Below are 11062 nucleotides of genomic sequence, written 5' to 3'. Positions count from 1 at the left end.
AGACAAAACTCTCTGTCTTCGAGGTGGCTCCTAAGCCCTCTGAACGAAATCTCATTCTAGCTAGACTGGCGGAGAGAGTCGTGGATCGTAGACACCATATCCGATTCCAAAATCGTTGCTATATCCCTGTTGAACAAGGAAAAGAAGTCTACTTCAGCAGAAAGACGAAAGCATTCGTTATAAAAGAAGTTGACGGTGACATCTACCTCAATATCGCTGACAAGATCTATCACACAAAGGAGCTACTAGTTCATGAACTCTATTCGAAAAACTTTGAACCAGAACCAGAACAAAAAAAGAAAGACGCAAGTATATCCCTCCACAAACCCATCCGTGGAAACTCACATCTTTCAAACAATATCTTCAGAAAAATAAAAAGGATTATGAAGAGTTTACTAGTGAGGAGCTTCATTCTCCTCATCTACAAGTATAATCTATTTCTCGCTAAATGGGAAGCTGCTCCTTAAAGGAAATCACTCTATCCCTTACATTTAGGAGAGAGAAAATAAGGAGTCTAAGACAAGCATTTCATTTGATAAGAGGCTTGGAGCTGCTAGGCTGGAGAGCCAAGGCTAAGACTAGCCTTGGTTTAGCTGAAAAAATAGCTTCAAGGGTTCCTCGTGTCAAATGAAAGCAAAATAATTGCCCTCAATCTCACCATTTTTTGGGGCATCATCACTTTCGATTGACACTACTTTTTTAAAATTTTTTAATTAATTTTACAACTGCTTCCGTTCGAGCTGTATGTGGGAACATATCGACCGACTGGATATAATGAAGATCATAGACTTCTACTAAGCGTACCAAATCCCTTGCCAAAGTCGAAACATTACAAGAAATATAAACCATTTTTTCTGGTACATAGGTAAGAATTGTATCTAATAACTTGTCATCCAGACCTGTACGTGGTGGATCCACAATCAAAGCATCTGCTCGGTATCCTTCCTTGTACCAACGAGGAATAATCTCTTCTGCTGTTCCAGCTTCATAATGAGTATTGTCAAATCCCATTCTTTTGGCATTTCGCTTGGCATCTTCAATGGCTTCTGGAATAATATCCATACCTCTGAGTGTTTTTACTTTCTTTGCGAAGGCAAATCCAATCGTTCCAACTCCACAATAAGCGTCAATCAAATGGTCTTCTTTATCAACATCCAAGGCTTTTACCGCCTCGTTATAAAGAACTTCTGTTTGTTCAGGATTTAGTTGATAGAAAGCTCGAGGAGATAGTGAGAATTCATAGTCGAGTACACCTTCTTGAATACTCTCTTGTCCCCAGATAATCTCTGTCTTTTCACCATAAATCTCACTGGTTTTAGCTGTATTTGTATTCACAGCTACTGTCACAACTTCTGGAAAATCTTTAATTAAGTCTTTTACTAGTTGGGTTAAATTAAGCTGACGATTTGTAACAATAATAATCTGAACCTGTCCAGTCTTTCTTGCTCGTCGAACCATAATAGTCCTAACACCTAGAACTTTTCTCTCATCGGTGATTGGAATTTGGTGAAAAGTAAGTAATTCCGCTAGACGATTAGCAATCACTTGGGTTTCCTTGTCTTGTACCAGGCAATCTTTCAACTCTACTAAATAGTGAGAGTTTTGTGCATATAAGCCCGCCTTGACCTGATTTTTAAATTTTCTAGTCTGAAATTGTAACTTAGCTCTGTAATATTTTGGTTCCTGCATTCCAATAGTTGGACGAATTTCATAGTTTTCATATCCTGCAGGAGCAAATTTTTTCAGCGCTTGATGAAGCAAGTCCGTCTTGAACTCCAGCTGCTTATCATAATGCAGGTGCATGATTTGGCAGCCTCCGCACTCATTATAAATAGTACAAGCTGGCACAACGCGGAATTTAGACTTCTTGTTGACCTTTAATAATTTCGCTTCAACAAAGTTACGTTTAATAGAAGTAATCTGACAATAGATATCTTCGCCTTTGAGAGCACCGGGTACAAAGACTAATGTTTTTTGGTAAAAGCCGATTCCCTCACCATTAATTCCCATGCGCTTGATTTTTAATGGTATTTTTTGTTTTATTTTTAGATTCATAGGTCTATTATACCATGGAGTTTCTAAGATATTTAAGAATATGTTACAATAAAAGCATGAATTCAAAAACACCTCGCTTTAGTATACTAGATTTCCCTGAACGATTACGAAGCTATATCAAGGGAGCTAATCTCTCTGATAGTTCTTCTCATTCAAGTGCAACTGTCCTATATATAGATTCAGGTTACTATTTAAAAATAGATCAAAAAGGCAGATTAGCTCAAGAAGCTAAGATTGCAAGTTGGTTCGAAACTGAAGGATTGGGAACTCCAGTGATTACCTATTTATCAGCAAAAAAGGACTTCCTTCTGACCAAAGAAGCCATTGGCAGAAATGCTCTCGATTTTTTAAATCAACCCGAAAAACTCTGTCAAACCCTAGCTCAAGCATTAAACAAACTTCACAGTCTTAAACCACAATCTTTTCCGTCGGAAAATCATCTGAAGCGTTATAAAGAAAAAGCCTTAAAAAACTATCAGAAGGGGACTTTTTATAACAAGACTCTTCTGCCCCAATTTCATATTCACAGTCGTGAAGAAGCTTACCAACTGATACAAGAGAAAGGTTACATCCTCAAAGATGATGCTTTTATTCATGGAGATGCCTGCCTGCCAAATTTCATCTTGAAGGATGCCTCGCATTTTTCTTGCTTTATTGACTTGGGATTGGCTGGTTTTAGTGACCGACATATCGACCTCTTTTGGGCAATTTGGTCCCTTCATTACAACCTACAAGATGCTACGTATGCTGAATTATTTCTCGACTATTACGGTAGAGAATATGTAGATATGGATAAACTCCGACTTGTTGCAGCTTTCGAAGCATTTAGATGAAAGGAAATTATGAAAATCACAAAACTTGAAAAGAAAAAAAGACTCTATCTGATGGAGCTTGATAATGGCGACAAATGCTATATCACCGAAGACACAATTGTTCGTTTTATGTTATCGAGAGATAAGGTTATAAGTGAAGAGGAATTGAAAGAGATTCAGGACTTTGCTCAATTTTCTTATGGTAAGAATCTGGCCCTCTACCATTTATCCTTTAAAGCACGCACTGAAAAAGAGGTCAGAGAATATCTAAAAAAATACGATATTGATGAAAACATCGTTTCTCAAGTCATTGCTAATCTTAAAGAAGATAAGTGGATCAATGATAGCCAATACGCTTATGCTAGCATCAATGCTAATCAACTGTCAGGAGACAAGGGTCCTTATGTGCTGACTCAGAAACTAGCTCAAAAAGGGATTTCAAAATCTACTATAGAAGAGAACTTGAAAGAATTTGATTTTTCTGAAGTTGCTCAACGTGTAGCTAATAAACTATTGAAAAAATATGAGGGAAAACTTCCAGCTCGTGCCCTGCAAGATAAGATTATCCAGAGCTTGACTAACAAGGGCTTCTCTTATTCTGATGCTAAAATTGCCTTTGACGACTTAGATAGCCAAATTGACCAAGAAACGACTCAAGAACTCATCTTCAAGGAACTTGATAAGCAATATACTAAGTATGCTCGAAAGTATGAAGGATACGAACTGAAGCAGCGTTTAACTCAAGTTTTAGCACGAAAGGGCTACGATTTTTCGGATATAGCAAGCGCTCTTAGAGAATATCTTTAATATTTCCAAGTGAAATTCACAGATTTTAGGTAATTTTATGGTACAATAGTAAATGATAAACTTATAAATTGTAGAAAGTTGGTTAGTTATGAAGCTTCCAAAAGAAGGCGACTTTATTACAATTCAAAGTTATAAGCATGATGGGAGTCTCCACCGAACTTGGCGGGACACCATGGTACTAAAAACAACAGAAAACGCCATTATTGGTGTCAACGATCATACACTTGTTACCGAAAGTGATGGTCGTCGTTGGGTCACTCGAGAACCGGCTATTGTTTACTTTCACAAGAAATATTGGTTTAATATCATTGCCATGATTCGTGATAATGGAACTTCTTACTATTGCAATATGGCTAGCCCCTACTATCTGGATGAAGAAGCACTGAAGTATATTGATTACGATTTGGATGTTAAAATTTTTACAGATGGGGAAAAACGTCTCTTGGACGTTGAAGAGTACGAGCGTCACAAACGCAAAATGAATTATTCTGATGATTTGGACTATATTTTAAAAGAACATGTCAAAATTCTTGTTGATTGGATTAACAATGGACGTGGTCCTTTCTCAGAAGCCTATGTAAACATTTGGTACAAGCGCTATGTAGAACTAAAGAATCGGTAAAGTTGTCAAAGGTCAGGAACAAAATCCTGACCTTGTTTTTTTGGTAGTATAAAATAAATTGTGTAAAAACAAAAAGGAATAAATCCATTATAGCAGAGTTACAACACCTTACTAGAAAGAGATTTATGCAGAATTCGTAAAATATATAAAACAAATAGATATACTGTTATTTTTTAATGTTTCTGTTCCTTGTAAGTTTACAACAAACTTATATCGTTTAATACAAAAAATACGAAGATGATTAGTATAAAAAATACAGGTCAACTTCGTATTTTTTTATTTCCACATAGCATCAATCACTTGGTACAACATTTTAAAAACAATATCTCGACAGAGAAAATGGTATTTAATCTACCAGCTCATTTAATCGTTTTTGAAAATATAAAGCAATACTTTTAGATTCAATAAACTCAAAATATTTTATGACATCGTTCATTTGTTTAATTCCAGATTCTTTAGATTCAGTCAGATATATTTTATATCCTTTTACAAATTTGAATGTAGATTTTTCAAAAACTTTTGTGTCATCTTTTAATAATTTTTTTAATTTCATTTCAAAGTAGTCTGCATATATTAGATGTGAATTTTCAAGGCAACAGAACCAAAAATTTAAACAAGCTGACACAACTAAATTTCTATTCTTGCCGATTTTTTCGTAATAATGTGTACGCTCTAGTATTTCTTTTCCGACCATGTAAATATAATCTATTTCAAAAAGATGATATAAATTACCAATCAGCGTTATCTCATAGGACTCCCATCGTTCCTTCTGGAATAAATAGTCATACACTAAATTTAGATCATCTCTACTAACTACATGATTACAATCTATCTGATTTAATAATCCCTGAACCATAATTGTATTTATTTTATGAGTTTTTCCCCACTCTTCTCAAAAAGTTTTTGTTGCTCATTTTTTATTTCCTCCAACCCTTTAGTATTCAAACTATAAAAGTTCGGAGATAAATTAACCAAAAAATCATCACGCTCCGATCTTTTATAATGTTCTAGGTAATTACAAAAATTCTCTATCGAAACATTGATATTTGATAATAATTCAAAAAACGTTGAAAGAGAAATTTCATTTTCTCCCCTTTCAAATCTAGAAAGTTGAGATTTTGATATAGAATCAGCTGCAGCATACTCTAAAGAATATCCGTTTAATTTTCTAAAATATCGAAAAGCTTCTCCGTAATTTTTCACACTTTCATTCCCTTAACTTTCTTTTCGAGCGATAAACATACCATATTCTTTAGGAATGATCAACATACCATTATTAAACTCACTTTCCAATCTTTTACGTATTATTTCCTCTTCTAGTGAACCTATTTCTGAAATTCCTTTAAACGATTGGATGTATTTAACTAGGTCATCTATACTAGTTACCTGTAACTCATCATCATAGAGTAATGTATCGACAGAGTTAAAACACCTACTCAGGTACCTTTTACCATTTTGTAAAGTAAACGTTTTATTTTCTAAATCTTGATTAACCTCATCTTTAAATAAATTTGCCAAATAATTTACAACTCCATTTTCACCAAATGTAGCACAGTAAAAAATGCCTTCGGTTTTTAAGACCCTATTCACTTCAGAGAGAGCTTTAGGAATATCATTCACATGATGTAGAAGCATATTAGCAATAACAATATCAAAAGTTTCATTCTCAAAAGAAATCTTTTGAATATCCATTATCTCATAGTTGACATTGTCTCTATTTCCAATCACTGACTTCGTTGATTTTACCATATCTTTAGAAAAATCTGTAACAATCAACTGCTTCATTTTATCTATAGAATCACTATTGCTTTTCCACAGTTCTCCTGTACCACATCCTAATTCTAGAACCTTTACTTCATCAGTGATTTGGTAGTTAGAAAATATCCAATTATTAAATCCCAATTTATTTTTTGAATACTTCTTATGCAATTCTACTCGAATATCAAGATTATCATGACTTTTATATTGTTCAATTACTTTATCAATCATTTTAAATGCCCTCCACTCTATAATTTGACATTATATCACAAGAATAAAGATAGTGTTAAATAAGTTGTATAAATGCAAAAAAGGAATATTCCGTTACAGCAAAGTTGTAACACATTTCTATAAAGAAATTTATTCCTACGACTCAGTTTGGCATGCTTAACTTCCTAACTCAAAAACAAAGCATCGATTAATTTATCCGTTCTTCTTTTGAAACAGATTTGAACTGATAATTGCTCGTTTTAATTTAAGAAGCTCTTTTGAGCAAAACTTCATTTTTTTAAGAGTCCAACAATTTCTGTCTATCGCTTTTCTACTAGCAAAAAACCTACCTTGAGGCAAGTTTTCATTTATATATCTAATTTCGTAATAGTATAGTAAAATGAAATAAGGACAGTCAAATCGATTTCTAACAATGTTTTAGAAGTAAAGGTGTACTATTCTAGTTTCAATCTACTATAAATTTGATATGAGAATAGTCTTTCTCAACATCCTTATCCAACAAGAATGCTGTGGCGTCCTTCTTAACTTGAACCAGGTCAATATTCTGGGCTTGGGCTGCATAGACGCAGCCACAATAACATTGACGATAGATATCATACTCCTCACACATCTCTACTGAACGTTTGTAGCCTTGATTTTTCTTGAAATCGCTGGGAAGATAGTGGGTCGTGTAAATTTTTTGCACATCGATTCCGATGCTATTGATGGTTTGAGAATTCTTATGAGGACTGATAGTCAAAGCTGAACCAAAGTAGTCAAAGCCCAAGTCCATAGCCACTTGCGCTGTTTTATCAAGTCGGTAGTCAAAATAAACCTTGCAACGGTCGCCACCTTCGGGCTCCTCCTCTAGTCCCCTAACTAGTTTTCGGTATTCATTGGGTTCGTAGGGAGCTTCTAGGTACTGAACCGTATTTCCTGTCCGCTCATTAAAATCACTAACAAGTTTCTTGGTGACATAGACCCGCTTATGGTATTCTACCTTGGGATGGATATTAGAATTGGCAAAATAGATGGTCACATCTGCATACTTGGTCAAATATTCTAGTGTATAGGTACTACAAGGAGCACAGCAAACATGCACGAGAATGGTTGGCCGCTGCTCATTTTTCTCCCATGCTTGTACCATTTTCTGCATGACACGGTCATAATTAATCTTCTGATTGGGGGTCATCTTGCACAGAATTTCTTCTACATCGATCATGTTCTTCTCCTTTTTCTAGTCTTATTTTATCATATAAGTTAGGAGAGCTCAAATCAATTTAGAAGTGAATATTATAAAAAGAAGGGTTAGTCATTCCCTCCTTTTGTGTTTTTTATAAGTTGTTTTCTATAGAAAGCTTACATCATCCCGCCCATCATACTTGGATCCATTGCTGGAGCTGGGGCTACTGGTTCTGGTTTATTGGCTACGACTGCTTCTGTTGTCAAAATCAAGCTGGCTACAGATGCTGCATTTTGTAGGGCTGAACGACTCACTTTAACTGGATCAATGATACCTTGATCAATCATGTTAACCCACTCGCCAGTTGCTGCGTTGAATCCTATACCAAGCTCAGCATTTTTCAAACGATCGATAACGATAGAGCCTTCAAATCCTGCATTGTGAGCAATTTGACGAACAGGTTCTTCCAAAGCACGGAGAACAATATTACGTCCTGTTGCTTCATCTCCTGTCAATTCCAAGGTAGCAACAGCTGGAATCACATTGGCAAGAGCTGTTCCACCACCTGCAACAATACCTTCTTCAACAGCTGCACGAGTAGCGTTGAGGGCATCTTCAATGCGGAGTTTCATTTCTTTCAACTCAGTTTCAGTTGCGGCTCCGACCTTAATAACCGCTACACCACCTGACAATTTGGCCAAGCGTTCTTGCAATTTTTCACGGTCAAATTCAGAAGTTGTAGTTTCGATTTGAGACTTGATAACCGCAACACGGTGAGAAATCGCTTCAGGATTTCCTGCACCTTCTACAATAACCGTGCTATCTTTGTCCACGGTCACTCTCGCTGCTTGACCAAGAGCTTCAATTGTCGCATCTTTCAACTCAAGACCAAGGTCTTCTGTGATAACTGTTCCGCCTGTTAAGATGGCGATATCTTCAAGCATGGCTTTGCGACGGTCACCAAAACCAGGTGCCTTGACTGCTACTACGTTGAAGGTTCCACGAATCTTGTTCAAAACAAGAGTTGGAAGAGCCTCACCATCCACATCATCCGCAATAATCAAGAGTGGACGATTGCTTTGGAGAATGCTTTCCAAAAGTGGCAAGATTTCTTGGATATTGGAAATTTTCTTGTCTGTAATCAAAATGTACGGATTTTCAAGGTCAGCCACCATTTTTTCGCTATCTGTCACCATGTACTGTGAAAGGTAACCACGGTCAAACTGCATTCCTTCTACGACTTCAAGCTCTGTTTCCATACCACGTGACTCTTCGATGGTGATGACACCGTCTTTGCCAACTTTTTCCATTGCTTCAGAGATGTACTCACCAACTTTTTCAGAACGAGAAGATACGGCTGCAACTTGAGCGATAGCTTCTTTATTGGCAACAGGGATGGCGTTGTTTTTCAAAGCTTCAACTGCTGCGGCAACTGCTGTTTCAATCCCACGACGAATACCGATTGGATTTGCACCTGCTGTGACGTTTTTGATTCCTTCACGGACGATAGCTTGGGTCAAGACTGTTGCAGTCGTAGTTCCGTCACCTGCGATATCATTGGTTTTAGAAGCTACTTCTGATACTAACTTAGCACCCATATTTTCAAAATGGTCTTCCAATTCGATTTCTTTGGCAATGGTCACACCGTCATTGGTAATCAAGGGTGAACCGAATGACTTTTCAAGAACGACATTGCGACCTTTTGGTCCCAAGGTTACTTTAACAGTGTCTGCAAGAATATCGACACCACGAACCATGGCTGAACGGGCATCTGATGAAAATTTAATTTCTTTTGACATACTTACTTTCTCCTTCTATTCCTCAATGATTGCCAAAATGTTAGCTTCGCCTACGATGATGTACTTTTCATCTCCATCTTTGACATCAAGACCTGCGTGGGCTTCAACTAAGACACGATCTCCAGTTTTAACACTTGGAGCAACCAAGTCACCGTTCAAGGTACGAACACCTTGTCCAGTAGCCACAACTTGAGCTGTTTTGGTTTTTTCTTGGGCTGAGCCTGCAAGGACAAAGCCCCCAACGGTTTGTTCTTTTTCTTCTATTTTTAAGACCACACGGTCCCCTAATGGTTTCAACATCTGATTTCCTCCATAATGAGATAGATATTATTAGCACTCTTTGAACTTGAGTGCTAATTCATAATTCTATTGTATCACTTGGTCAGAAATAGTCAAGAAAAAAGTCTGACTTTCTCAAGATAAAAAGCCTGAGACCAACTCAGACTTTTAATGTTTATACTCAATGAAAATCAAAGAGCAAACTAGGAAGCTAGCCGCAGGCTGCTCAAAGCATTGCTTTGAGGTTGTGGATAAAGCTAACGTGGTTTGAAGAGATTTTCGAAGAGTATTAAAATGGCAATTCTTCCTCTTCCAAAACCAAATCTGCCAAATCCTGCCCTGCGTTATTTTCTCGCATAGCACGTTGGGCACGACTTTCCAAGAGTTGGAATCCTGTAACAAGTACTTCAGTCACATAATTCATCTGACCATTTTTCTCAAAACGACGAGTACGTAATTCCCCATCCACTGAAATGAGACTTCCTTTGGTTGCGTAGCTTGCCAAAGTTTCTGCTAGTCTGCCCCAAAGGACCATATTGACAAAATCAGCTTCGCGTTCCCCGTTTTGGTCTTTGTAACGACGATTTACAGCGATAGTTGTTCGCGCTACTGACTTGTCATTGTTGGTTTTGTGCAATTCCGGTGTAGACGTTAAACGCCCAATCATGATAACTTTATTATACATATTTTCTTCCTCCTACTTATCTATTCGTAGGAAATCAAAAAAGTTACAGAAATTTGTAACTTTTCGAGAAAATTTTTTATTTTTTATGAACCATGAAACCTGTCGCCTGTTGATTGGCCATAATGGTCATATCTGTAATCTGAACACGACGAGGTTGACTGGTCACATAGACTACTGTGTCTGCGATGTCTGGTGCCTGCAAGGCTTCGATTCCCTGATAAACCGTCGCAGCTCGTTCTTTATCACCGTGAAAACGCACTGTAGAAAAATCTGTTTCAACAATTCCAGGCTGAATGGTCGTCACCTTGATATCCGTTGCGATGGTATCAATTCGCAGTCCATCCGAAAAGGTCTTAACCGCAGCCTTGGTAGCTGAGTAAACAGCGGCACCTGCATAGGCATAAATTCCTGCGGTTGACCCCATGTTGATGATATGTCCTTGATTGGCTTTTACCATTGCTGGCAAGAAAGAGCGAGTGACTGCCATCAAACCTTTGACATTGGTATCCAACATATCCAACTCTTCATAATCCTGATAAGGTGCTAAACCTAGAGCCAGTCCGGCATTGTTGACCAGAATATCAATCTGACCTATCGTTTCTAGAATATCAGAGCAGACAGTCTTTACCACGGTCATATCCGTGACATCTAGCGGAAAAGTCCAAACTGTTTGATTTGGAAAAGTTTCTGCAAACTCCGACTTGAGGGTTTCTAGTCTGTCTATCCGTCGTCCTGTTAGAACGACATTCTCACCCTGCTCCAGATAAGCACGCGCAATTGCTTCACCAATACCTGATGTCGCTCCTGTAATCACTACATTTTTTGCCATCTTATTTCCTTCTATCTGGTCTA

The 11062-nt window shown here is 37.3% G+C and carries 12 protein-coding genes and 1 pseudogene; 4 read left to right on the top strand and 9 right to left on the bottom strand.

Annotated elements, in window-relative coordinates:
- Positions 1 to 433, top strand: a pseudogene (locus HT708_RS01645) (ISNCY family transposase); the annotation flags it as partial.
- A 266-nt stretch (positions 434 to 699) separates the two neighbouring features.
- On the opposite strand, the gene rlmD reads toward HT708_RS01645, so the two are convergent.
- Complete coding sequence (rlmD, locus tag HT708_RS01640) at positions 700 to 2055, bottom strand: 23S rRNA (uracil(1939)-C(5))-methyltransferase RlmD (protein ID WP_050208050.1); 1356 nt, start codon at positions 2053 to 2055, stop codon at positions 700 to 702.
- 56 nt (positions 2056 to 2111) lie between these two features.
- Between rlmD and HT708_RS01635 the strand changes: the two genes are divergently transcribed.
- The 3 genes from HT708_RS01635 to HT708_RS01625 all read left to right on the top strand — a co-directional run bounded on the left by HT708_RS01635 (position 2112) and on the right by HT708_RS01625 (position 4296).
- On the top strand, positions 2112 to 2888 hold the full coding sequence (locus HT708_RS01635; protein WP_023940326.1) for an aminoglycoside 3'-phosphotransferase: 777 nt from the start codon (positions 2112 to 2114) through the stop codon (positions 2886 to 2888).
- Between the two features lie 9 nt (positions 2889 to 2897).
- Positions 2898 to 3674, top strand: a complete 777-nt coding sequence (recX, locus tag HT708_RS01630) for a recombination regulator RecX (RefSeq protein WP_050082144.1) — start codon at positions 2898 to 2900, stop codon at positions 3672 to 3674.
- Between the two features lie 88 nt (positions 3675 to 3762).
- A complete protein-coding gene (locus tag HT708_RS01625) occupies positions 3763 to 4296 on the top strand; it encodes a DUF402 domain-containing protein (protein ID WP_000775321.1) in 534 nt (177 codons plus the stop codon).
- Between the two features lie 346 nt (positions 4297 to 4642).
- Here HT708_RS01625 and HT708_RS01620 read toward each other — a convergent pair whose 3' ends face one another.
- The 8 genes from HT708_RS01620 to HT708_RS01585 all read right to left on the bottom strand — a co-directional run bounded on the left by HT708_RS01620 (position 4643) and on the right by HT708_RS01585 (position 11039).
- Complete coding sequence (locus HT708_RS01620) at positions 4643 to 5152, bottom strand: hypothetical protein (RefSeq protein WP_078374108.1); 510 nt, start codon at positions 5150 to 5152, stop codon at positions 4643 to 4645.
- An 8-nt stretch (positions 5153 to 5160) separates the two neighbouring features.
- Positions 5161 to 5499 (bottom strand): helix-turn-helix transcriptional regulator, encoded by a 339-nt coding sequence (locus HT708_RS01615; protein ID WP_007284801.1) that lies wholly within the window; start codon positions 5497 to 5499, stop codon positions 5161 to 5163.
- Positions 5500 to 5511: 12 nt separating this feature from the next.
- On the bottom strand, positions 5512 to 6285 hold the full coding sequence (locus tag HT708_RS01610) for a class I SAM-dependent methyltransferase (RefSeq protein WP_000566044.1): 774 nt from the start codon (positions 6283 to 6285) through the stop codon (positions 5512 to 5514).
- 445 nt (positions 6286 to 6730) lie between these two features.
- Positions 6731 to 7486 (bottom strand): epoxyqueuosine reductase QueH, encoded by a 756-nt coding sequence (locus HT708_RS01605; RefSeq protein WP_000567552.1) that lies wholly within the window; start codon positions 7484 to 7486, stop codon positions 6731 to 6733.
- A gap of 137 nt (positions 7487 to 7623) precedes the next feature.
- Complete coding sequence (gene groL / locus HT708_RS01600; protein ID WP_000031573.1) at positions 7624 to 9246, bottom strand: chaperonin GroEL; 1623 nt, start codon at positions 9244 to 9246, stop codon at positions 7624 to 7626.
- A 15-nt stretch (positions 9247 to 9261) separates the two neighbouring features.
- The gene (gene groES, locus HT708_RS01595; RefSeq protein ID WP_000917330.1) at positions 9262 to 9546 is read right to left on the bottom strand and encodes a co-chaperone GroES; all 285 of its coding nucleotides are present in this window, start codon (positions 9544 to 9546) and stop codon (positions 9262 to 9264) included.
- A gap of 268 nt (positions 9547 to 9814) precedes the next feature.
- Entirely contained in the window at positions 9815 to 10210 is a 396-nt protein-coding gene (locus HT708_RS01590; protein WP_050285086.1) for a single-stranded DNA-binding protein, read from the bottom strand.
- A 76-nt stretch (positions 10211 to 10286) separates the two neighbouring features.
- The gene (locus tag HT708_RS01585) at positions 10287 to 11039 is read right to left on the bottom strand and encodes an SDR family NAD(P)-dependent oxidoreductase (protein WP_172925890.1); all 753 of its coding nucleotides are present in this window, start codon (positions 11037 to 11039) and stop codon (positions 10287 to 10289) included.
- Positions 11040 to 11062: the final 23 nt, after the last annotated feature.

This window comes from Streptococcus sp. 3613, from assembly GCF_013277375.1.
GTDB lineage: Bacteria > Bacillota > Bacilli > Lactobacillales > Streptococcaceae > Streptococcus > Streptococcus pseudopneumoniae.
This window is presented reverse-complemented; position numbering and strand designations above follow the sequence as displayed.

What these genes read in the sequence shown, in the direction of transcription:
- rlmD (WP_050208050.1), bottom strand. Translation starts at nt 2,055, where the DNA reads ATGAATCTAAAAATAAAACAAAAAATACCATTAAAAATCAAGCGCATG.
- HT708_RS01635 (WP_023940326.1), top strand. Translation starts at nt 2,112, where the DNA reads ATGAATTCAAAAACACCTCGCTTTAGTATACTAGATTTCCCTGAACGA.
- recX (WP_050082144.1), top strand. Translation starts at nt 2,898, where the DNA reads ATGAAAATCACAAAACTTGAAAAGAAAAAAAGACTCTATCTGATGGAG.
- HT708_RS01625 (WP_000775321.1), top strand. Translation starts at nt 3,763, where the DNA reads ATGAAGCTTCCAAAAGAAGGCGACTTTATTACAATTCAAAGTTATAAG.
- HT708_RS01620 (WP_078374108.1), bottom strand. Translation starts at nt 5,152, where the DNA reads ATGGTTCAGGGATTATTAAATCAGATAGATTGTAATCATGTAGTTAGT.
- HT708_RS01610 (WP_000566044.1), bottom strand. Translation starts at nt 6,285, where the DNA reads ATGATTGATAAAGTAATTGAACAATATAAAAGTCATGATAATCTTGAT.
- HT708_RS01605 (WP_000567552.1), bottom strand. Translation starts at nt 7,486, where the DNA reads ATGATCGATGTAGAAGAAATTCTGTGCAAGATGACCCCCAATCAGAAG.
- groL (WP_000031573.1), bottom strand. Translation starts at nt 9,246, where the DNA reads ATGTCAAAAGAAATTAAATTTTCATCAGATGCCCGTTCAGCCATGGTT.
- groES (WP_000917330.1), bottom strand. Translation starts at nt 9,546, where the DNA reads ATGTTGAAACCATTAGGGGACCGTGTGGTCTTAAAAATAGAAGAAAAA.
- HT708_RS01590 (WP_050285086.1), bottom strand. Translation starts at nt 10,210, where the DNA reads ATGTATAATAAAGTTATCATGATTGGGCGTTTAACGTCTACACCGGAA.
- HT708_RS01585 (WP_172925890.1), bottom strand. Translation starts at nt 11,039, where the DNA reads ATGGCAAAAAATGTAGTGATTACAGGAGCGACATCAGGTATTGGTGAA.